Below are 23024 nucleotides of genomic sequence, written 5' to 3'. Positions count from 1 at the left end.
GGCCGGATGCGCCTCCGTGCAGGACGGATCGCCGCCGGTCACAGGTCGACCAGCCGGGGGATCGTCCCCGCCGAAATCAGCCGGGCACCGATCACCGTGGGCAGTTCGCTCGCCGAACCCAGCACCGAATCCAGCACCAGCACGCGGGCCAGGAAGCGGTGGAAGGGGTGCTCGGCTGTGAAGCCGATGCCGGCCAGCACCTGCTGGCACTGGGAGGCGGCGATTCGGCCCGCACGCCCGGCCAACGATTTCGCCAGCAGGCCTGCCAAAACGGCGTCGTCCGCGTCCCAGGCCAATGCGAGGGCCGCGGCGGCGCCCTCGCGGGCGACGTGTGCGTCGGCCAGCCGAGTGCGAACCGCTTGAAAGGAGCCGATGGGCCGGCCGAATTGCACTCGGCTGCAGGCATGGTCGACGGCAAGGTCGATCATCCGCCCGACTGCCCCGATGATCTGGTATCCCAGTGCCAGCCGGCCCGCCGTCGCCACCGCATCCCAGGCCACAGCGGCCTGCTTGCCTGCCAGGATCACATCGGGCGGCACGTCGACGCCGGTGACTTCGGTCATCGGCAACGCCGGATCGAGACCGTCGACGCGTCGCGTCGAGATCCCCGAGGACTCCTGCAGGCCGATCCAGCCCAGCTCACCGCGGATCGCGACCGGCGCCAGGTACGTCGGGACCGGGCGCGCCCCGATGACCAGGCCGCGCACCGCCACAAGCGCGCCGTCGGACTCGCCGGCAAGTTCGGCTCCGATGCCCGGCAGGACGACGTTGCATTCTGTCGCCGCCGCCGGCAGGTATTCGGCCATGGGTTGCAGCAGGACATCTTGCAGCGACGTCGACATCGATCCGGCCCGACCGAGCGCGGTGAACAGCGCCGACACCGCGTCCCGAGGCGCCTCCGCCAACAGGTCGGCGAACCCGAACGCGCGGAGTGCCTGCGCCAGTTCCTCCCCATCGAGCTCTTCGGCCAGGCCGCGCAGCGTCGCCGCCATCAGCGTCCGCTCCGCGGCGTCGATGGTGTGGGCTTCAGTCACGCGCTTCTCGGCAATCCGAGCAGCCGGGACGCCACGATGTCTTTCTGAATCTCACTGGTGCCCCCGTAGATGGTGGCCGCACGCGAGTAGGCCCACTCACGGCGCCACGTGCGGCTGCGCGCGGTGTCACCGGTTTCTATTTCGCCCCCCAGCAGATCACGCGCCACATCGAACACGGCCTGATCGGCGGCGGCAATCATGATCTTGTCCACCGAGGCTTCGGCGCCGGGCAGCTCACCCCCAGCGATGCGGTCCTGCGTGGTCTTCGAGGTGGCCCGAAAGGCCCACAACAGTTGATAGGCCTCGCCGAGCGCCGCCGCGGACGATCCGCCGCCCGCTGCGTCCAAGAGCAGGCCGAGGTGGTGGGCGAGCCAGGCGCCGCGCTGCCAGAAGATGGGGCCACGTTCACAGGACAAGATGAACTGTGCGACCCGCCAGCCGGCGTCGACCTCACCGAGCAGGCGCCCCTCCGGAACCTCGACGTCGACGAACGACGTCGAGCAGAATTCGTCCACGCCGGCCATCGTTTCCAGTGGGCTCGCAGTCACCCCCGGTGTGTCCATATCCACCAGAAAGGCGCTGATGCCGCGCGACCCGGCGCCGCCGGTGCGGGCCAGCACGACGCACCGGGTGGCGTGGTGAGCCCAGCTGGTCCACAGTTTTTCGCCGTTGATGACCCAGCCGTCACCGTGAGGACGCGCAGTCGTGCGCATCGATCCCAGGTCGCTACCGGCGTCGGGCTCGGAGAACCCCTGACACCAGAACTCCTCGCCGCGCAACAGCCGCGGGAAGATGTCCTCGACGAGTTCGGGCCGGCCGAACTCGGCGACCGCCGGCCCGAGCACTTCGTGCATCGACCACGACGTGGTGTGTACCAACGCTCGGCTGATCAGCTCCTCACCGAGGACAGCGCGCAGGAGGGGCGAACCCCCCAGGCCACCGATCCGCGCCGGCCATCCCCAGCGCATCCAACCGGCATCGAACAACAACCTCTGCACTCGGCGCTGGTGATTCAGCTGGGCCTGGACGCTCTGGTCCTCTAGCGCAGGAACCAGCGACTCCCCGACCTCGTCGATCCAGCGCCGCACCCCGCCGCGAAATTCACGCACCTCCACAACAACTCCCGTTCTCAGGACTCGATGAACCCAGAGGTGACATAGGCGTGACGGATCGGCGGCTTGAGCTCGTCGGGGAACGCGGTCTGCGGGGGCCTGGAGGGATGATCGCCGATGGGCAGTCCGAGCAACGAAGCGCCGAACTTGAATCCGGCTCCCCAGTGCGTGAACATCCCGGGGCGCGCGGGATGGGACTGGTAGCGCCGGCTCGCCTCGCGCATGGCAGCCAAACCGGTCTCGGCGGCGAAGGTGTCGGCACGCTCGAAATCGCCCTGCACCAGCAGTTCTCGCCATTCCCTGAAAAGCAGCGCGCCCGGTTTCTCGTAGAGGTAGAGCGCCGAACCAAGCGCCCCCGGATGGGGTATCCCCAAGCGGATCCCGGCCTCGTCGGCCGCCTCCCATATCACCATTTCCGGGGCCAGCTCATGCACTGCCAGGCTGTGCTGCGCATCGAGCAACCCGTTCTTCAGCCCGCACAGGGCAGGGATCTCGCGGTAGAGCTCCACGCATTCCTCGGGGGTCAGTATCAGCCCAGTCGAGTGGGAGTTGAAGAAGCCCAGCGGCATGTCGGTGCGGTCGGCGACGTAGCGCAGATACTCGAGCACACCCGGCTTTCCGGAGCACTCGAAATAGGGCGTCAGGATGTAGCAGATGTCGGCGCCCAATTCCTGGGCGTTCAGCGTGAGCTCAACGGCCTGCTTCGCCGTGTCGGTGCTCGACATCACCTGCACCAGCGCGCCGGGTTTGATCCGTCGGGCCTCCTCGATGGCGACGCGGGCGACCTCTTTGAGTTCGTCGGTGGTCAGTGACCAGAACTCGGCGATGCCGCCGGTCACCCAGATACCGTCCTGGTCCAGATCGACCAGGCAGTGCCGCACCAACCCTCGTAGCGCCTCGTAGTCGATTTCGTCGCCGTCGAGACCGCAGAACGGGGTGTACAGCGAGCTGCAGTTGCCCCACAGGTGCTCAGACGCCCAGTCCTTCGCCTCTTTGCCGGTGACACCTGTGACCACTACCGACTCCTTCTGCATTGTTGCCGGACGCGAGTTTCTCGGACCAGGTGATGACTATCACGTACGCGCCATGGTAGAACGATATCTGCATTCATTGCAAGGAACAGGTGCATTGCCGATGCAATATGATCCGCGCAATTCGATAGCACAACCAACGGCAAACTGAGGAGCCTGATGTCGCGAAGCATGGAGGGCCGGGTTGCCGTGATCGCCGGCTCGTCAATGGGCGTCGGGCGGGCCACCGCGATACGCCTCGCCCGGGATGGCGCCACAGTGGTGTTGCTGGCCCGCCGCAAATTGCTTCTCGACGAGGTCGTCGAGATCATCGGCCCCACCGCCGTCCCGATCGTCACCGACATCACCAACAGCCACGATGTGCAAGCCGCCTTCGATCAGATCGCGACGCAGTTCGGCCGCGTCGACGTCCTGATCAATTCCGCGGGGGCCAGCCGAATCCGGCTGATCGAAGAAGCCAGGGACGAAGACATCGCCGTGACGGTCAATACCAACCTGGTGGCACCCATCTACACAACGCGTTCAGCCATTCCGCTGCTGCGCGCGGCCGGCGGCGGCGACATCATGAACATCTCCTCCGAGATCACCCTCGACGACATGCCGATGATGACCCTCTACGCCGCCACCAAACGTGGGCTCAACGGTTTCACCGGGGCCATGAGCAAGGAGCTACGCCGGGACGGCATCCGGGTGACCCTGGTCGTTCTCGGCGCGGTCGGAGACACGGGGATCCATGAGAATTTCGGCCCGGGCGACCTCGAAAAGGCCTGGCCGCTGTGGGAAGCCGACGGCTACCTCACCCGGATGAGCGGTACCCACCTCCTCACCTCAGCCACCGTCGCCGACGTGCTACACGACGTCATCACCCGGCCGCGTGAACTGATGATGGACGTCATCCACGTTCGCCCGGCAAGCAGCTGAACTGAAACCGCAAAGGAGACAAGGTGATCCGACCGATGGACGGCTTCCGGGTGCTGGAGGTCGCACAGTTCACCTTCGTCCCCTCCGCGGGCGCGGTCTTGGCCGACTGGGGCGCCGACGTCATCAAGGTCGAGCACGCCGAGCGGGGCGACGCCCAGCGCGGCCTGAGCGCCGTGATGGGTATGGCGGTCGGCAGCGGGTCCTTCGCGCCCTTGATGGAACACCCCAATCGGGGCAAACGCAGCATCGGCCTGGCGCTCGAGCAGCCCGAAGCGCTGCAGATCCTGTACGAACTAATCCGCACCAGCGACGTGTTCCTGACGAACTTCCTGCCCGCTGCGCGCCGGCGGCTGGGCATCGACCTCGACGATGTCCGCAAGATCAACCCGGACATCATCTACGTCCGCGGATCCGGTTTCGGCGCCAGCGGCCCCGACAGCGAGAAAGGCGGCTATGACAGCACCGCGTTCTGGGCTCGGGCCGGTGGCGCGGTAGGGGCCACGCCGGCGGAGTTCGATGGCCTTCCCAAGATGCCTGCCGGCGCATACGGTGACTCGCTCGGCGGCATGACCATCGCCGGAGGCATCGCCGCGGCGCTCCTGGCGCGCGAACGCACCGGTGAAACGTCGGTGGTCGACGTCTCCCTGCTCGGGGTGGGTGCTTGGGCCAGCGCCCTCTCCGTGGGTTTGGCGCTTCTCGAGGGCGGCCCACCGGCGCCCCGCGCACCCGGCAACACGGCGCCGACGAACCCACTGGTGGGCAATTACCGAACCGCCGATAACCGCTGGCTCGTGCTGGCCATGCTCCAACCCGGGCGCTATTGGCCCGAGTTCTGTCGGCACATCGACCGCGAGGACCTCATCGATGACGAGCGATTCGCCAGCGCCGAGGCACTGATGAGCAATACGCCGGCGGCGGCCGAGATCGTGCAGGAAGTCCTTGCCGCGCGGCCGCTGGCCGAATGGGTCGCCCGGTTCGCCGGCATGGAAGGCCAGTGGGCCATCGCGCAAGATCCGTGGGAAGTGGGCCAGGACGCGGCGCTGCGGGCCAATGGACTGATCGCCGAAGTGCTCGACACCGACGGCACTCCGCGGGAACTGGTCGCCAGCCCAGTCCAGTTCGATGAGAAGCCGGTACAGCTCACGCGGGCACCACAATTCGCCGAGCACACCGACGACATCCTGCGGGCTCTGGGCAAGTCGGACGAAGAACTGATAGACCTCAAGGTCAGTGGTGCGGTGACCTGAGGACTGGCACCCTCAGCTGTCGGGTTGCGCGCGAAGGATGGCCGCCGAGCAAAAAGCCCACAGGTCATCGACACTGGTCGATCGCCCACCCGACAACACCGCGGAGTGCGACGTCGCCAGCAGCAGTTCCTGAAGCAGCGCGGCCTGGGTGGCTAGCGGGACGTCGTCCCGGAGCAGGCCCGCCTCGGCAACCGCCTCGAGCAATTCGACGATGAAGGAGTGCAGGGGTTCCAGGGCGTAAGCGAGGTCATTGGGGCGCGACTCGGCGAGCCGCAGATGCAGGACACTGAGGCCGCGCGCAAGTCGGGCCGGCATCGCGGTGATTTCGGACAGCGCCTCCATCAGGGTCCGCAGCCGCAACACGGGGTCAGTGATGCCTTCGCATCGCTCGCGCATCATCGGCATCGCCGTGGTCCGCAGAATCGTCTCGTATACCGCCAAAAGCAGGCTGTCTTTGCCGTCGAAGAAGGTGTAGAACGTCCGCTGCGACATGTTCGATTTATCGACAACGTCCTGGATAGTGAAGTCGCTTTCGTCTCGCTCTCCAAGGAGTTCTATCGCAGCAGAAACGAACCGGTCGCTGCGGGCCTGGGCACGCGCGCGGGCGTTGCGCAGCGACCGATCGACACTGTCCTTCTGCCAGCTCGGTACGTGCGGCTCCGCCGACTGGTGATTTTTCTTCGCCTGCACCTCAGTTGACCGCGCCATGGCTCCCCGCTCTCTCAAGGTCGACTTCGGTCAGGAAGTCAGCGATGACCCCCCTGACCTTATCCGGGCACTTCTGGTGAGCCGAATGCGCCGCGCCCGCGATCTCGACGAACCGTGCCCGTGGATTGACGTGCGCGAACCGCCGACCCTGTTGTTGGCGCGTAGGTTCGTCCCGTTCGCCCGCCATCAACAGAATCGGGCATGCGACGCTGGCCAACGTGCCGTCGGTCAGTTCCGGCCACGACACACTGTCCTCGTGCAGCGCGGTGACAAGGTCGCGCCAGTGCTCGGGACCATGGGTGGCCTCGTGCAGGCGTCGTAGCGCGAACGGCCAGGTGCGGTGCAGATGCTCGAGCCGTGGAGCGCGATAGTCGCTGGGACGTCCCGTCCCAGGGGAGATAAGCACCAGAGATCGGGCCGTTCCCGGCTTGTCCAATTCCAGCGTCAGCGCGATCTCCGCGCCGTAGGAGAAACCCACGATGTGCGGGCGCCCCATGTCCAGATGCTCGATGAGATAGTGCAGGTCCGAGCGGACGGCGTCCCCCGTCGTGGCCGACGGCCGGAACTCCGATCGGCCGTGGCCCCGCAGATCCGGCAGGACGCAGCGATAGCCCGGCCCCAGGGCGGAGGCCAGGGCAGCCCACTCGAATTCACCGGTCGCGGTCGCGCCATGGACGAACAAGATCGGCTGAGGTCCGTCGCCGACCACCGTATATGCCAACGTCAACCCGTCGTGTCGATAGGTGAAGGCGCGAGACGCGCCCACTTGCTCAGTCATCCACGCCCCGCAACAACATGGTTCTCGGTTGTTGGCAGACCACGGGTTCGATCGGAGACAGATGACCTCGGTTGAGCCTTCATTCGCCTGCCCGTGCCCTCGCCTTGCGTCCACTTAATTCTTGCATTGCGCCCATCATGTTCTACCGGTGCGAAACGCTAACGTGCTGCTTTGCGAGATTAACATGGTCAGTCCAACCATCCGCACCCAGCGGACTGGTGACAGGCACCGCACTCAACTCCACGCAATGGATTTGAGTTCGGTGAACTCCTCGATGCCGTGGTGGCCCCACTCCCTGCCGACGCCGCTCTGTTTGAATCCGCCGAAGACACCGGTGATGCCCACCCCGTTGGGCTGATCGGCCGCCCAGCCAGGACCCGAGGTCCCCAGGGCCTCGGCGTTGACGGTGGGCGACCCCACCGTCTGGACCGAGACGTTTCCGGCCCGGATCTGACGGGCGACATTGAAGCCTCGCGCGGTATTGCCGGCGATGACGCCGCCACCGAGGCCGTAGATCGAATCATTGGCGATGCGAATCGCTTCATCTTCGGTCTTGTAGGTGATCACGGTGAGGACCGGACCGAAGATTTCCTCCTGAGCAATCCGCATGTCATTGCGGGCGTTGATGAACAGCGTCGGCTCGTAAAAGAACCCCTTGGCCAGGTGCTCGGGACGCTTGCCCCCGAAGACCAGCTCGGCTCCCTCGTCGAGGCCGGACTGCACGTATGCCTCCACTCGGGCGCGCTGCCGCTCCCGGATCAACGGGCCGATCAGCGTGTCAGGTTCCCGTGGGTCGCCGACCTTGAGCGACGACGCCGACTTCTTGGCTCCTTCGACGTACGCGTCGAGCAGGTGCTCGGGCAGCAGCATCCTGGTCTGGATGGCACAGCCCTGCCCGGCGTGGATCATCGAGCTGATGATGCCCATGTTGGCGACATGGTCTTCGGGGACGTCGTCCAAGACAATCGACGCGCTTTTGCCGCCGAGCTCGAGCTGCAGGCGCTTGACCGTAGGGGCAGCGGCCGCCATGATCGCCCGCCCGGTCGCGGTCGAGCCCGTGAAGGTGACCATGTCGACCAGCGGGTGAGTGGTCATCTCCCCGCCGACCTCCGGGCCACCCGCGATGACGTTGAGCACGCCTGGCGGAAGGTCGGCATCCTGAGCTGCTTTGGCGATCTCGAAGGCGTCCAGGGGCGTCCACTGGTGCGGTTTGAGCACCACAGTGCAGCCGGCCGCCAAAGCAGGCAGGACCTTCACGATGTTGAGGAAGAACGGGAAGTTAAATGGAGTGATCGCGGCCACCACACCGACCGGTTCCCGGACGACCGCGTGTCCGGCCATCCCGGTCGGACCCCCGGCTGGTGGAGATACTTCGGTCCAGCGCACCGCGAGTTCCATCGCCTCGGCAATCCATTCGGCGATGTCGATGGTGCCGCGTACCTGAATGATGTCGGCGAGGAAGCCGACCGACCCCGATTCGGCCATCACCAACTTCTTGAGGAAATCGTGGCGCTCACCAAGGATCGCGGCGAATCGGCGTAGCGCGACGGCGCGTTCCCGCGGCGACTTCCGTGGCCAGGGCCCGTCGTCGAACGCCCGCCGGGCAGCCGCGATCGCCGCGTGCGTGGCCTTGAGGCCCGCATCGGGAACCGAGCCGATGACCTCTTCGGTGGCGGGGTCGATGACTTCGATGACCCCCACAGTGTCGTCCGGCGTCCAGGTGCCGTCGACGAACATCTCGTGGTAATCCCACCGTTCACTCACCACGTACTACCTCCGATTCGCACCAATTCGCTGCTCGCCGCATGCCCGGGCACAGCTACGTGTCAGACGACGGTAGCAGCCTATCCATTTTAGGAGAACGTGATATTTTTCTGCAGCACCTAATGTATCTTCTTTCGAGCAGGCCACATCTCCTGCGAACCAACCTCGGAGGAAGCATGGAAGACGTATTGGGTTATGCGGGGCGCCACGTCGTGGTTACCGGTGCCGCGTCCGGCATGGGCGCAGCGACGGCGGCGATATTGACCAAGCTGGGGGCCCGGGTCACCGCGCTCGACGTCCGGCCAACCGAGGCATCCGTCGACCGGGCGCTCGAGGTAGACCTGCGCGACCGCGCATCCATCGAGCGGGCAGCCGAGTCCATCGACGGGCCCGTTCACGGCTATTTCGGCTGCGCGGGCCTCCCAGGCCCGCCGTTCTCCGGCCTCGACGTGTTGCTGGTCAATTTCGTGGGGGCTCGGCATCTGGTGAACCTGGTCGTGCCCAAGATTCCCGCCGGCGGTGCGATCGCCGTGGTCGCATCCAATGCCGCCATGGGGTGGCAAACGGAGCTGGAACAGCTGATGGAATTGGTGTCCACCGACGGATTCGACGAGGGCAAGCAATGGTGCGAGGCCAACGACGAGATGGGAGCGGTCGGCGCATACCCCTTTTCGAAAAAGGCGATCAACGCCTGGGTCGCGTCCCGGGCCGCGACACTGATCACCGACGGCATCCGCCTCAACTGCATCAACCCCGGACCGACGGACACTGCCATGCTGCCCCACTTCGTGGAGTTCGCCGGGCAGGACATCATCGATGCGTTCGTCGGCCCGATCCGGCGACGCTCAACCGCCGAGGAACAGGCATGGCCGCTGATCTTCCTCAACAGCCCCCGGTCGAGCTACATCAACGGCGAAGCGTTGGTTACCGACGGTGGGTTCTTCGGCGCCGTGCAGTCCGGCCAGCTCGACCTCACCAAAATGTTCGCTGCCCCGGACACCACCGGGGCGGGTCGTGAAATTCCCTGATCAGTCGACGAGGGTCGCCACCCAGGCCACCCAGGCCACCCAGGGCACCCAGGGCACCCAGGCGCAGGAAGTCCCCATCTGATCATCGGAGCGCCGCGCGACAGTCGACCACTTAAAGACCCGGTGAAAGCGTTGGCTGACAACGCATCCCGGTTCGTTCTGTACTCCTCCGACCATACGTCGGCCGGGGTGCGTGTCCGAAGCCAGCGCTGTGGTGGAGGCGGCTTCATCGGCATTGCGGCAGTCGCGGCCGTATCAGGGGCCGCTGCTCATCGTTTGGGCTAAGACGCTGGAAATTGACCAATTTGGTAGATGGAGGCGCTTTATCAGATTCCGGGAATCAGGCTGGCCAGCAATGCCAGGCCATAGATGAACAGGGATCCGACGCCCCAGAACAGCAGAACACCGACGAGGCCCACCAAGATCGTTCCCAATAACGGCAGCAACAGCACAGCAACGAATGGCGCGGCAATGAGCGCCACTGCGATAGTGAATGCGTCGTCGATCAGATTACCCAGTTGATCCTGTACGGCGGCAAGCGAGCCCACACCCGCCGTGAGGGGTTGCAACAGGGCGGCGGCGTTAGCGGCCTCGGCACTGACGTAGGCGCTCGCACTGGACGTCAGGTGCTGAACGAACTGCTCCTGAAACGCCGCCGCCTGGCCTGCCAGCGCCTGGTAGCCCTGGGCATGCTGGGAAAACAGCTGTGCGATGCCGGACGACACCTCATCGGCGGCGGCGGGAATCACCGCGGTCGTCGGGGTCGCCGCGGCCATGTGCGCTGCGCTGACGGCCGAGCCGATGTTAGCCAAATCCGCTGCCGCGGTGGTGATTGACTCCGGGGCTGCAAACATCAACGACATTTCTTCCCTCTCAGGTGATCGCCATCGACGCATCGGCCAGCAAAGCATCGCACGAACCCGATTACGGCTCAACAAGTACCGTGAGCTTCGCCAGTTGTTGGTTCTTCAGTCATCTGCTGTTCCATTTCCGGAAAGCGGCTGGGAAGCAGCGGGTTTGGCGCGCCGCACTTCGGCGCCCGCAACTGACACCTCGGACCGTGCGCGCACCGGGTATGCGGGTCAACCGCCGATGTCGGTGGCGAACTCGCCGAGTTCGTCGCGATCGCTGATGTCGAGGACCTCGACGTCGTACCTGTCCGACAACTCCTGGCCGAACGCCGTGGCCTCCGGTCCCCCGTCTGTGTCCAAAAGGCCGAGCTCGACAATCCCCCCCGCGCGCGCACGGTATTCGGCACGGGGGCTGATCTTCATCGTCGGTGGCGGCTTGAACGGCAACACGTCGTGCAAGACGACTTTGCCGACGACCAGGTAGGTCCACGGTGGATCCACCACCCCCAGTTGGGAGGCCAGTAGCGACGTTGCCGGGAACCCGCGCGCACGCGAGATCAGGTCCTCGACCGAGATATCGGCGTACCAGCCGCACTCGCACCCCGGCGCCGGCGGGGCGTGCCCCGGGTCGAGGCGGCATCTGGCCTCGGTCCACTTCGTCGGCCAGGAAATGTCCGAGTGGTACGGCGACCTCAGCACATCCCCGGCGATCCCCGTCCAAAACCGAAAGCCGATGGCGGTCTCCAGCCGGCCGAAGCCGGGTGCGGTCAGGCGCCCGTCCAGCCAGTCGTGCAGCCCGGGCATCGCGGCCTCGATGGCTGCGAAGGCGTCGTCGAAATCAGCCCCGAAGATGGGGTTGCGGACGTCGACGCACCCGAGCCGGTCGTCATCGACTCCGCTTGCCTGCAACACCTCGACGTGTTCGCGGCCCAACGCGACGACCAGGTCGGCTGCGAGGTGCTCGGCACCCACCAGCGCGGCCCGATGGTCCGCCGGCACCGGGTAACCGGCCTGGCTCAGCACCGAGCAAGCTTGCTCGTCGGCGCGATCACCCACGCACGCGACAGTGCCCGCGCTGGATACCCGAACCAGGTCACCCAGGCCACGCTCCCGCAGTTGCTCAGCGAACATCGCCGCGGCCATCACCGACCGGGCGCGATTGAAACTGCATACGAACGCGACGTGCAGCCGAGCGCTACCCACTGTCCGTACCGCTTCCCGAGCAGTGCGGTGGTGAGGTCATCGCGGCTCCTTGAGATCGATGCGGATGTAGGCGACGCGGCGCGACGACGGGTCCGGGTCACGTACAGACAGCCACAGGCTATGCCACCCGATTATGGCCGGGAGGATCTCATCGGGCGCCTGCCGTGGTCCCCCGTGACGGCGGGCGCGAATCCCCGGGTGGCGCAGCAGAAATGACCGAGCGGGGCCGGATCGCCGACCTGGTATCGTTCAGCGCCCGGCGGGCTGGGTGCAGAACTGAGCGATCAGAAGGTCGACGCGGTCGGCGTCGTGGTCGGGACGCAGCCGGTGATTGCGGGCCAGGGTGATCAGTCCGTGCAGCGCTGACCAGAACACCTCGGCCAGTGTGTCGGCATCGCGCTGTTCTGCATGTGCTGCCACGGCTCCGCGTAGCTCGGCGAACGCCGCCTCCAACTCGGGCGGGGTGTCTTTCGCCGCGAAATGCAGAGTGGTCGAGCGGGTGAACATCACGTCGTAGAGGGCCGGCTTGTGCCGGGCGAAGTCGACGTAGGCGCGCGCAAGCCGCGTCAGCGCGTCGGCGCTCGACGCGGCGCCCGCGCGCGCGGTGCGCAGTGCCTCGGCGAGTTCGGCGAATCCGTCGACGGCGACGGCCTGCGCGAGCTGATCCATGTTGGCGAAGTGCGAATAGATGACGGGCTGGCTGTACTCGATCTCGGCGGACAGCCGACGCGTGGTGACGGCTTCCCAACCCTCGGCCTCGGCCAGCCGCCGCGCCGTGGTGATGATCAGCCGACGCCGCTCCGCTCGCTCGCGCGCGCGACGCTCCTCGATGGGCATGTGCAACCATAGCATCGCTACACTCCCTAGCTCCGCTATTGACACCACCGCGTCATGTGCGGCGATCCCGCACAACAAGGCAGCCGGCGGTGAGCACCTGCCAGCCGATGATCGAGTAGATGCTCGACCGTTCCCAAACCGCAAGCGGCACAACGCACGCCGCGCCGGTTTTCAATCCGGTCGCGAACACCACGAAGGCCAGCAAGCCGAGCGAAGCGAGACCGACGGACACGCCGCGGTAGCACCGCCCGCAGACGCAGCCGAGGACCGAAGAGCCGGACAACACGGCCAGGTTGCCGCCCACTATCGCGAGCAACGCACCGGTCTGATGCAGCCAGGCGGTCTGGCCTGTCTGCCCCGCAGGGGCGCTGTGAAACGCGGCGACGAGATAGTTGCCGACGGCGTCAGCGGCGGCGAAAGCCGCGAAAACCGTTGAGCCGCGGGCCGCCAGCCCCCGGACGACGAGCACGGCACCCGCGAGGAACAACGTGCCCTGCACACAGAACGCCGCGTTGATCAGACACGCCCCTGGGGCGGCACCGAGGTCGCTGACGAGGTTGTGGGAATAGCTGTAATGCACCGGGAAGGCCGCGGCCGCAACGGCTTCGAGCACCAGATAGCTCAGCCCCGCGACGGTCCACGCCGCGACGGCACCCCTGACGAACCGTCGCCTCGCGTTCTGCGGCAGGACGGTCATCGCGAGAAGCCGGGTTCAGCCGTCGATATCGGCAACCAGGTCGAATTCGGCAAAGGTCCGCGACACGGCGTCGCGCAGGTCCGCTACGGTGTTCGGCCTGTCGAGCAGGTACGCGGAGATTCTGATGGACATCTTCCCCCGGCCGCGGCCCGAACCCAGGAACAGCTGGCCACCCATCGCCTCGATCGTGCTCCTCTTGGCGTCCGGCTCGATCAATCTCAGGTACGCGTAGTCGGCATCGGTGCCGTCGGGACGGTTCGCCGACGGGGACAGGTCACCGACATTGGAGCAGGTGACCGGCAGGGTGCTGCCGCCGGCTGCCATCCCCGCCAGCCGTCTGGCCACCCGCACGGGCGTGAGCGGGGCCAAGGGCAGCGGGGCGAGGAACTCGTCGTCGGGGTTCTCCATCGCCGCGAGGGTCGCCTGGGTGATCTTGACGTGCGTCTCGCTGAGGTCCGTCGTGGCGTGCGTCGGGTCGACGGGGATGTCGATGCTCGTGAGCGCGTTGCCGCGGGTATCGCCTTCGGTGCGCAGTGTGACCATGAATCGCAGCGTCACCGTGCCGTCGTCACCGACCCGTCCGAGCCGTACCGCGAGCCGCGACGCCACCCCCGCGACCAGCGAATTGCTGCTCGCGCCAAGGCTCTTGGCGCGCGCGTCCCACTCCGCCAGGTCGATGGACGCGGTCAAGGCGGGCACCTGCACGACCTCGTCGGCGCGGGTCGTCCGCGGTGAGGAGGGCGCCGCGGTAATCGACGACCGGAGCTCGGCGCGGTCGCGACGGGCCCGCCGCACCACGGCACCCATCGCCCGCGCGATGTCGGGCATCTCCTTGAGCGTCTGCCGCAAGTCCTCGCGCAGCGCCGACTTTCGGGTGCGCGATCCCGCGGGTGGGTATCCGAGGTCGCGCGTCCTGCCCTCGGCGGCGTCGGCAATCGCCTGCCCGAGGGCGATCGCGTCGACGATCGTGTGCGAAGCCACCAAACTGACCGCGGTCCCGCCGTCCTGAAGCGGGAGCACCCCGAGATGCCAGCCAGGGCCCCACTCCGGGTCGATCGGCAGCCGAGCGCGCTCGTCCGCCCACGCGGTCACCTCGTCGCGCCGCCGCGGCGCCGGGGCGACGGCGATGTCCTCCGACGCCGGCGCCGTGACCCAGCGGTCACGCGCGAACGGCAACGGCGACCGTTCGATCCTGCGTCCCAGCAACCCGCCGCCCAGGTTGCGGTGGAATCGCCGCAGTCCGTCCATGTCGACGGCGCGGTCATAGATCCAGGTGACCTGGATCAGGGCGCCGTGAACCGCGCGCAGCGCGAGGAAAGCCGCTTGGTCCAGGTAGGCGAGCCGGTTGTCCACCGCCCGCTCGGCGCGCGCGCCGGCCGCGGTCGGCGGGGCCCCGGGCGTGCCGGCTTCGGTCAGCAGGCCGGCCAGGTACGCGGCCAGCTCGGTGGGGCTGGGGTGGTCGAATGCCAGGGTCGCCGGCAGGACCAGTCCGGTGTGCTGGTTGAGAGTGTTGCGCAGTTCCAGGGCCGTCAGTGAGTCGATGCCGAGGTCTTTGAAAGGACGATCGGCGTCGAGCGCGGCCGGGTCGGGATGGGCCAGCACGGCGGCGGTGGTGGCGGTGACCATCGCCGTCAGGGTGTCCAGCCGCTGGTGCGGCGTTTGGGTGGCCAAGGTCGCGGCCAGGGTCCGGGGACTGCCGGTGGCGGCCTGACGGCGGCTGGTGACCAGGGCGGACAGGATCGGGTCCAGCGTGTTGGTGCGCGCGCGGCGGGTCAGCGCGCCGATATTGACCGGGCTGGCCAGCAGGTCAGGCCGCTGACTGCCGAGCGCCGCGTCGAACAGGGCCAGACCGTGCTCGCTGGCGATGGGGGTCAGGCCCGTGCTGGTCAGGCGGGTCAGGTCGGCAGTGTTGAGGTGCGCGGTCATCCCGGTGGGGGTTTGCCAGTAACCCCAGGCGATGCTCGTGGCCGGGAGCTGGGCGCGATGGCGCAGGCGTGCCAGCGCGTCGAGGAACGCGTTGGCGGCGGCGTAGTTGGCCTGCCCCGGGCTGCCCAACGTTGCGGCCGCCGAGGAGAACAGGACGAACGCGGCCAGGTCGCGGTCGGCGGTGAGCCGGTGCAGATGCCAGGCGGCGTCGGCTTTGGCGGCCAGGACGGCGTCGAGTTGTCCGGGGCTCAAATCGGTCACCACGGCGTCATCCAGGACGCCGGTGGCGTGGAGCACGGCGGTCAGCGGGTGGTCGTCGGGGATCGTGTCGAGTGCCGACGCGAGCGCGGCCGGGTCGCTGGTGTCGCAGGCTTCGATCTCGACGTGGGCGCCCAGGCGGGCCAGACGTTCACGCAGTTCGACGGCCCCAGCGGCGCCGGGCCCCGTGCGCGACAACAGCAGCAGGTGCTCGACGCCGTGGTGGGTGACGAGATATTCGGCGAAGATCGTGCCCAGCATGCCGGTGCCGCCGGTGATCAACACCGTGCCGTCGGGATCGAGCACCGCGGGTGGGATGAGGACGATCTTCCCGGTGTGGCGGGCCTGGCTCATGTCACGGAATGCCTGGGTGGCGTCCAGTAGTCCATAGCTGGTGGTCGGCAGCGGCTCGAGGACCCCGGCGTCGAACAGGGGCGTCAGGGCGGCCCAGGCCGGCCGCAGCGATTCGGCCGGCGCGCTGGCCAGGTCGTAGGCCTGGTAGTCGACTCCGGGGTGGGCGGCCGCGATGTCACCGGCCCGGCGGATGTCGGTCTTGCCGATCTCGACGAAGCTGCCGCCGCGGGGCAGCAGTCGCAACGACGCGTCGACGAATTCCCCGCTGAGGCTGTTGAGTACGACGTCCATCCCCTGCCCGTTGGTGGCGTCGCGAAACGTGTCGGCGAATTGCAGTGTGCGCGAAGAGGCGATGTGCGCTGGATCGACCCCCAGGCCTTCGAGCACGCGATGCTTGGTGGGGTGTGCGGTGGCGAAGACCTCCGCGCCGAGGTGGCGGGCGATCGCGATGGCGGCCTGACCCACGCCCCCGGCACCGGCGTGGACGAGCACGCGCTGCCCGGCCGACAGCCCCGCGATCTCGACCAGAGCGATGTAGGCGGTCAGGTAGGCGATCGGCACGGACGCGGCCTGGGTGAACGTCCACCCGGCGGGCAGGGGCACCACCATGCGCTCATCGGTGATCGCGGTCGGCGCGAACGCGTTGTGCGGGAAGAGGCCCATCACCGCGTCGCCGCGACGCAGCCTCGTCTCGCCGGGGCCGACGTCGAGAACGACCCCGGCGGCTTCGCTGCCCATCCCCTCATCGGAGATGGCGCCGAGCGCGACGACCACATCGCGGAAGTTCAGTCCGGCGGCCCGCACCTGGACGCGAATCTGCCCGGCGGACAGCGTGTTCGGGGGTTCGGTGGGCAGCAGGCCCAGGTGGGCCAGGTCGCCTCCCCCGGTGCTGCCCAGCTGCCACGCGGAGGATTCCGGCGGCGTCAGGATCGGGGCGCGGGCCAGGCGGGGCAGGTGCACGACGCCGTTGCGCAGGGCCATTTCGGGCTCGCCGGCCGCCCCCGCGGCGGCGATGGCGAGCAGGTGGTCGGCGGTGGCGAAGGCATCGGTGTCGACCAGAGTGATCCGGTCGGGATGCTCGTTCTGGGCGGTGTGGAGCAGCGCCCAGGCCGCGGCGTGCGCCAGATCGGGGACGCAGTCGTAGGGGCTGACGCTGACGGCGCCGCGCGTGACGATCAGCAGGCGGGCGTCGGCCGTGTCGGGCCGGGCCAGCCAGCTCTGCAGCCCGGCCAGCACGCGCCGGGTGAGGCCGTGCGCTCGTCGCACCGGATCCTCTTCCGCGACAGCGCTTTCGGGCCGGGGCAGCGACCAGATCACCACGTCCGGACAGGGGGCCAGGGTGGCCAGCTCGGCGTAAATGGTGCCGCCGGCGAGGCCGGCCGGCAGGTCCTCGGGCGACTCGGCGCATACCGCCCACGCCTGGGGCCGGCTCGCCGACGGGCCGGGCTGCTCCGGCATGGGCGGCCAGGTCAGCTCGAACAGGCTCTGGGACGCCGCGGGGACCGGCCGGCCGATCTGGTCCGAGACCGCGCGCAGGGTCAACGCGTCGATGGTGATCACCGGGGCGCCGGTGGGGTCGGCCGCGTGCAGCGCGTAGGTGTCCTCGCCGGTGCGGGTCAAGTGAACGTGCAGCTTGGTGGCCGCCGTGGCGTACAGGGCGACCCCGCTGAACGTGTACGGGAGCCGGAGCGTTTCGGTGTCCCCGGCCGGGTCCAGCACGGACGCCAGCGGGTGCAGGGCGGCGTCGAGCAGGGCGGGGTGGATTCCGTAGCCCGCGACGTCCGCGCCGGCGGGCAACGCGACCTCGGCGTAGACCGCCTCGGGACGGGCGGGGTCGGTGCCGACACCGCGCAGGGACCGGAATAGACCGCTGTAGTGGTACCCCTTCTTGGCCAGCAGGTCGTAGAAGTCTTCCTGGTCCACGGCCTGCACATCCGGCACCGGCGCGGGCGCGGGTCGGGCGGCGGCCTGGTGGGCGCCGAGCTCGCCGCTGGCATGCAACGTCCACTCGGCGCCGTGCTGGCCGGCGGGGCGCGAGTGCACACTGAACGGGCGCCGGCCGTGCTCGTCGGACGGTTGCACCAGCACCTGCAGGTCGGCCGGCACCTGTTCCGGCAGGACCAGGGCCGTGTGCAGGACGAGTTCGCTGATCGCCGGGCAACCGGTCAGCTCACCGGCCCGCAGGATCACCTCGATGAACCCGGTCGCCGGGAACACGACGGTGTCGTTGACCCGATGGCCGGCAAGCCAGGCCTGGGTGCTCGCCGACAGCCGCCCGCTGGCCATGACCTGGTCCTGGTCCGCCAGCGCGGCCACCGCCCCCAGCAGGGGATGTTCGGCGGGGTCCAGGCCGAGTCCGGTGGCGTCGCCGGCCGGCGCGGGGGCCAGCCAGTAGCGGCGGTGCTCGAAGGGATAGGTGGGCAGCGCGACGGTGCGGGCGTGGGGATAAAGGGCCGGCCACGACGGGCTGTGGCCGTGGTTGTGCAGCTCGGCCAGCGCGATGGCCAGGCCGTCGCGGTCGGGCCGGTCCCGGTGCAAGGTGGGGATCACCGCGGACTGGATCCGTCCCGCGGCCTGGGCCAGGGTGTCGGTGATGCCCGGGGCCAGCACCGGGTGCGGGGCCAGTTCCACGAAGATGCGCTCCCCGGCCGCCAAGACTTCGGTGACGCGGTCGTGGAACCGGACCGGCTCGCGCAGGTTGCGGTACCAGTAGTCGGCGTCCATGGTGGTGGCGTCGAGGGGCCCGGCCGAAAGCGCTTCTCCCACCGTGGAATACAGCGGGATGCGGGCAGGCGCCGGAGTCAGGTCGGCAAGCTCGGCCAGCAGCTTCTCCCGCAGGGGCTCGACCTGGGCCGAATGCGAGGCGTAATCGACCGCGATGGCCCGGACGTGGACGCCGTCACGTTCGCACGCCGCGATGAACTCGTCCAGTGCGGCCGGCCGGCCGCTGACGATGGTGTGCGTCGGCCCGTTGATCGCCGAGATGCTCAACGCCTCACCCCACGGTTGCAGGCGGGGGCGCAGTTCGTCGGCGCTCAGCAGGACCGACGCCATGCCGCCGGCGCCGCGCAGCGAGCTCAACGCCTGACTGCGCAGTGCCACCACCTTGGCGGCCTCGGGCAGCGAAAGCGCCCCGGCGATGTAGGCCGCGGCGATCTCTCCCTGCGAGTGGCCGATCACCGCGTCGGGGACAATGCCGTTGCGGCCCAGCACCTCTGCGAGTGACACCATCATCGTGAACAGCGCCGGCTGGACGACGTCGACTCGATCCAGCGGCGGGGCCCCCTCGGCTGCGCACAGCACGTCGCGCACCGACCAGCCGGTGAAGGGGCGCAACGCCTGGTCGCAGCGGTCGACCATGTCGGCGAAGGCCGGGTGGTGTTCGTAGAGCTCGGTGCCCATGCCGGGATGCTGGCCGCCCTGCCCGGGCAGGACGAACACCGTTTTGCCGCGCAGGTGGGCGAGATGGTGGTGTCGGGTCAGCTGCGGGTGCGGCCGGCCGGCGCGCAGCGCATCGAGGGCGTCCAGCAGTTCTTCGCGTTGATCGGCGGTGGCCGCCGATGCGGTGATCACTGCGCGATGGGAGTGATGCGTGCGGGTGGCGCCCAGGCTGTAGGCCACGTCGGTGAGGTCGAGGTCGGGGTGGCTGACCAGGTGGCGGTGCAGTCGGTCGGCCTGCGCCGCCAGCGCCGCGGGGGTGAACGCCGACACCGGCCACATCCGCGGCCCGACATCGGCCGCCGCCGGCGGGGTGGCGTCCGGCGGCGGGGTGGGCGGCTGCCGCAGGATCAGGTGCGCGTTGGTGCCGCTGATCCCGAACGACGACACCGCGGCGGTGCGCGGATGCTCGGTGGCCGGCCAGGGCACCGCCTCGGTGAGCAGGCGAACGGTGCCGGTCGACCAGTCGATGTGCGGGCTGGGCCGGTCGACGTTCAGCGTGGGGGGCAGGCTGTCGTGCCCAAGCGCCGCAACCATTTTGATGATCCCGGCGGCGCCGGCGGCGGCCTGGGTGTGACCGATGTTGGATTTGATCGATCCCAGCCATAGGGGCTGCTCGGCGGTGCGCGCGGCCCCATAGGTGGCGATCAGGGCGCCGGCTTCGATCGGGTCGCCCAGAGTGGTGCCGGTGCCGTGCGCCTCGACGACGTCGACCTGGTCGAATGCGATGCCGGCGTTGGCCACGGCCTGGGCGATGACGCGTTGCTGGGCGGGCCCGTTGGGGGCGGTCAGACCGTTGGAGGCGCCGTCCTGGTTGATCGCCGACCCCGCGATGACCGCGAGCACGGGGTGGTTGTTGCGCTGCGCGTCGCTGAGCCGCTCCAGCACCAGCACCGCGGCGCCTTCACCCCAGCCGGTGCCATCGGCGTTGGCGGAGAAGGCTTTACAGCGACCGTCGGCGGCCAGCCCGCGTTGCCGGGCGAACTCGGTGAACACCGACGGTGTGGTCATCACCGTCACACCGCCGGCCAGGGCGAGAACCGACTCGCCGTTGCGCAGCGACTGACATGCCAGGTGCGTGGCCACCAACGACGACGAGCATGCGGTGTCCACGGTGATGGCGGGGCCCTGCAAACCCAGCGCGTAGGCGACACGCCCCGAGGCCACGCTGGTGGACAGACCGGTCAGGGCGTACCCCTCGACACCGTCGGAACCGCCGCCGCCGTAGGACTGCGACCAGGCGCCGACGAACACCCCTGTCTCCGAGCGGGCCAATGCGGCCGGATCGATGCGGGCTGTTTCCAACGCTTCCCAGCACACCTCCAGCAGCAACCGTTGCTGGGGATCCATCGTCTGGGCCTCCCGCGCGGAGATCCCGAAGAAGTCGGCGTCGAACTCGGCCGCCTCCGCCAGGAACCCCCCGGCGCGGGTGTAGGTCTTGCCGACGGCGTCGGGATCGGGATCGAACAGATTCGCCAGGTCCCAGCCGCGGTCGGCGGGGAATGCGCCGACCGCGTCGACGCCACCCGACACGAGATCCCACAGCGCCGCAGCCGAATCGACCCCCCCGGGAAAGCGGCACGCCATCCCCACGACGGCCACCGGCTCGTCGGACGCCACCCGCGCCTCCGCCGGCGGAGCCGCCGCGACCGATCCGCTCAGCAGCTGACTCAGGTGGGTGGCCAGCGCGACCGGCGTGGGGTGGTCGAAGGCCAGGGTCGGCGAGAGTGCCAACTCGGTGATCGTTTTGAGCCTGTCGAGCAGCTCGGTGGCTTTCACCGAGTCGAACCCTAGTTCGCGGAACGCGGACTCGGGGTCGATCTCGTCGGCGTCGTGGCCCAGTACCGTTGCCGCCTGCGAGCACACCGTCTCGAGCAGCAGGTCGTGTTGCTGCTGCTGCAGCGTGCGCAGGCGCTGGGCCAGACCCGCGCCGCCCGCAGCGGCGTCGGTGACATCAGTTGCCGTGCGCCGCTTGGGCGGCCGGGCCAGCGCGTCCAGGCGGGTGAACTCCCCGTGCAGGTACCGCTGCAAGCAATCTCGGCGCCTGACCTTGCCGCTCGTAGTGAGCGGTATCGAATGAGGCGGCACCAGAACGAGATCCGACACGCTCAGGCCGTGCGACCTCGATATCGCCGCGGTGATCTCCCGCCTGGCCGCGGTCAGCTTCTGCCCCACCGCCTCTTCGGAGTCGCCAACCGGCTTGAGTTCGACGATGGTGACCAGCTGTTCGACGCCCTCGTCGTCGGGAACCGCGATCGCCACGACCCGGCCCGCGGTGATTTCCTGGATTGTCGCCTCGATGTCGTCGGGCGCGTGGTTGCGCCCGTAGACGATCAGGAGGTCCTTGATGCGGCCGACGATGAACATCTCACACTCGGAGAAGAAGCCCAGGTCTCCGGTCCGCAGCCAGGGCGCCTCCGGCGCGTCGCCCGACGCGCCGACAAGCGTTGCGCCGAAGGTGCGTTGGGTGTCGTCAGGCCTTTGCCAATAGCCGGCGCAGACGTTGTCGCCGTGCACCCAAATCTCCCCGACCGTCCCCGTCGGGCACTCGACGCCGGTCTCGGGGTCGACGATGCGCACCGTGGGCGACTGCGGCATGCCGTAGCTGACCAGCGGCGGGCCGTCCGCGGTCGCGGACCGGACCGCCTGTCCGGCGGTCAGTTTCTCGGGCTCGAAGGCGACGGTGAGCGGTGGTTTGCCGGTGTCCAGGGTCGCCACGTACAACGTCGCTTCTGCGAGCCCGTAGGACGCCCTCAGTACCTCGGGACGCAGGTTGAAGCGGGCGAACCGCTCGGCGAAGCGCCGCAGGGTGGGGGGGTTCACGCGCTCGGCACCGTTGAGGATGTTGCGCACCCCCCCGAGGTCGAGCCCCGCCATGTCGTCGTCCGACGTCTTGCGCGCCGCCAACTCGAAAGCGACATTCGGTCCCGCCGAGAACGTGTGCGGGTTGCCGGCCAGCATCTGTATCCACCGCGCCGGTCGCTGCAGGAAGGCCGGCGGGCTGGTCAGTACGGTGCGAAAACCCCCCAGCACCGGGAAGGCGATGCCGAAGATCAAGCCCATGTCGTGAAAGAGCGGCAGCCACGACACCACGGTGGTGTCCTGCGGAGCGACCGCGTCCGGGTAGTAGGCGGCCATGATCTGCTCGCAATTGACCTGAATGTTGCGGTGGGACACCATGACTCCCGCGGGCGTGCGGGTGGACCCCGAGGTGTACTGCAGGTGCGCAATGTCGGTGGTCCCGTAGCCCTCGGCGGGGGCCGCGTGGTCGGAGTCCAGGTCCAGCAGGTCGACCTCGATGACCGATGGCGCGGCAGCTCCCGGCCCGGCCTTGATGTACCCGGCAATGTCGCCGGCCACGGGTGATGTCGTCAGGATGGACGAGGGCGACGCGTCGTTCAGGACGGCGCTGACCCGCTCGTCGCTGGCGCCGCCGAGTGGCATCGACAGCGGCACCGCAATCTGGCCGGCCTGCAGTGCGCCGAGAAACGCGACGACGTACTCGAGTCCTTGCGGCGCCAGGATGACGGCGCGGTCACCCGTCGACCCGAGGGCTTCGAGCTCCCGCGCCAGGTTCGACGTGCGCCGATACAGCTGCGACCAGGTCAGCGTCTCGGCGACGCCCGCCCAGTCGTGTTCGTAATCGACGTAGGTGAACGCCACCTCGCTGGGCTGCAGGCTGGCGCGCTCCCGCAACACGGCGGGAATCGAAGACTCGAACACAGCGCTTGACGATACCCATGAACACTCCGGGCGTCGGCGGAACCGGCAGCTCAGGCCAATCTGCCGCCGGCCGGCGCTTTGCTCGCGGTCGGCAGCGCCGGGAGTCGCGGACGG

14 protein-coding genes and 1 pseudogene are annotated in these 23024 nt (G+C 68.5%); 4 read left to right on the top strand and 11 right to left on the bottom strand.

Going from position 1 to position 23024, the window contains the following annotated elements; all coding sequences use genetic code 11:
• Positions 1-38 precede the first annotated feature (38 nt).
• The 3 genes from G6N48_RS25655 to G6N48_RS25645 are packed head-to-tail and all read right to left on the bottom strand — an operon-like array spanning position 39 to position 3162.
• Positions 39-1034 carry an acyl-CoA dehydrogenase family protein gene (locus G6N48_RS25655; protein ID WP_232066706.1) on the bottom strand — a complete coding sequence of 332 codons (996 nt, stop codon included), beginning with the start codon at positions 1032-1034 and terminating at the stop codon, positions 39-41.
• Positions 1031-2149, bottom strand: coding sequence for an acyl-CoA dehydrogenase family protein (locus tag G6N48_RS25650; RefSeq protein WP_085270055.1), 1119 nt, complete (start codon positions 2147-2149; stop codon positions 1031-1033). Before G6N48_RS25650 ends, G6N48_RS25655 begins: the two co-directional genes overlap by 4 nt.
• Positions 2150-2163: 14 nt before the next feature.
• Positions 2164-3162: a dihydrodipicolinate synthase family protein gene (locus tag G6N48_RS25645; protein ID WP_232066705.1), complete on the bottom strand. Its 999-nt coding sequence runs from the start codon at positions 3160-3162 to the stop codon at positions 2164-2166.
• On the opposite strand from G6N48_RS25645, the gene G6N48_RS25640 reads away from it, so the two are divergent.
• The 3 genes from G6N48_RS25640 to G6N48_RS25630 are packed head-to-tail and all read left to right on the top strand — an operon-like array spanning position 3155 to position 5345.
• Positions 3155-3328, top strand: a complete 174-nt coding sequence (locus tag G6N48_RS25640; protein WP_163670753.1) for a hypothetical protein — start codon at positions 3155-3157, stop codon at positions 3326-3328. The genes G6N48_RS25645 and G6N48_RS25640 overlap by 8 nt on opposite strands.
• 8 nt (positions 3329-3336) lie before the next feature.
• The gene (locus G6N48_RS25635) at positions 3337-4098 is read left to right on the top strand and encodes an SDR family oxidoreductase (protein ID WP_169718441.1); all 762 of its coding nucleotides are present in this window, start codon (positions 3337-3339) and stop codon (positions 4096-4098) included.
• A 35-nt stretch (positions 4099-4133) separates the two neighbouring features.
• On the top strand, positions 4134-5345 hold the full coding sequence (locus tag G6N48_RS25630) for a CaiB/BaiF CoA transferase family protein (RefSeq protein WP_085270058.1): 1212 nt from the start codon (positions 4134-4136) through the stop codon (positions 5343-5345).
• Between the two features lie 12 nt (positions 5346-5357).
• On the opposite strand, the gene G6N48_RS25625 is transcribed toward G6N48_RS25630, so the two are convergent.
• The 3 genes from G6N48_RS25625 to G6N48_RS25615 all read right to left on the bottom strand — a co-directional run bounded on the left by G6N48_RS25625 (position 5358) and on the right by G6N48_RS25615 (position 8598).
• Positions 5358-6035: a TetR/AcrR family transcriptional regulator gene (locus G6N48_RS25625; RefSeq protein WP_232066704.1), complete on the bottom strand. Its 678-nt coding sequence runs from the start codon at positions 6033-6035 to the stop codon at positions 5358-5360.
• A gap of 1 nt (position 6036) precedes the next feature.
• Positions 6037-6831, bottom strand: a complete 795-nt coding sequence (locus tag G6N48_RS25620) for an alpha/beta fold hydrolase (protein WP_085270060.1) — start codon at positions 6829-6831, stop codon at positions 6037-6039.
• A 234-nt stretch (positions 6832-7065) separates the two neighbouring features.
• Positions 7066-8598 carry an aldehyde dehydrogenase family protein gene (locus G6N48_RS25615; protein ID WP_232066703.1) on the bottom strand — a complete coding sequence of 511 codons (1533 nt, stop codon included), beginning with the start codon at positions 8596-8598 and terminating at the stop codon, positions 7066-7068.
• Between the two features lie 38 nt (positions 8599-8636).
• Here G6N48_RS25615 and G6N48_RS25610 point away from each other — a divergent pair, with 38 nt between their 5' ends.
• Positions 8637-9623, top strand: coding sequence for a coniferyl-alcohol dehydrogenase (locus tag G6N48_RS25610; RefSeq protein WP_232066702.1), 987 nt, complete (start codon positions 8637-8639; stop codon positions 9621-9623).
• A 326-nt stretch (positions 9624-9949) separates the two neighbouring features.
• Here the strand turns inward: G6N48_RS25610 and G6N48_RS28755 are convergent, their stop codons facing one another.
• The 5 genes and pseudogenes from G6N48_RS28755 to G6N48_RS25585 all read right to left on the bottom strand — a co-directional run bounded on the left by G6N48_RS28755 (position 9950) and on the right by G6N48_RS25585 (position 22910).
• Positions 9950-10486: a PE family protein gene (locus tag G6N48_RS28755; protein WP_085270062.1), complete on the bottom strand. Its 537-nt coding sequence runs from the start codon at positions 10484-10486 to the stop codon at positions 9950-9952.
• A gap of 744 nt (positions 10487-11230) precedes the next feature.
• Positions 11231-11677, bottom strand: a pseudogene (locus G6N48_RS28505) (arsenate reductase/protein-tyrosine-phosphatase family protein); the annotation flags it as partial.
• Positions 11678-11926: 249 nt separating this feature from the next.
• Positions 11927-12514 (bottom strand): TetR/AcrR family transcriptional regulator, encoded by a 588-nt coding sequence (locus G6N48_RS25595; protein WP_085270064.1) that lies wholly within the window; start codon positions 12512-12514, stop codon positions 11927-11929.
• A 52-nt stretch (positions 12515-12566) separates the two neighbouring features.
• On the bottom strand, positions 12567-13211 hold the full coding sequence (locus G6N48_RS25590; protein WP_085270065.1) for a DUF998 domain-containing protein: 645 nt from the start codon (positions 13209-13211) through the stop codon (positions 12567-12569).
• A 15-nt stretch (positions 13212-13226) separates the two neighbouring features.
• On the bottom strand, positions 13227-22910 hold the full coding sequence (locus G6N48_RS25585; protein ID WP_085270066.1) for a type I polyketide synthase: 9684 nt from the start codon (positions 22908-22910) through the stop codon (positions 13227-13229).
• Positions 22911-23024 lie beyond the last annotated feature (114 nt).

This window comes from Mycobacterium parmense, from assembly GCF_010730575.1.
GTDB classification, from domain to species: domain Bacteria; phylum Actinomycetota; class Actinomycetes; order Mycobacteriales; family Mycobacteriaceae; genus Mycobacterium; species Mycobacterium parmense.
This window is presented reverse-complemented; position numbering and strand designations above follow the sequence as displayed.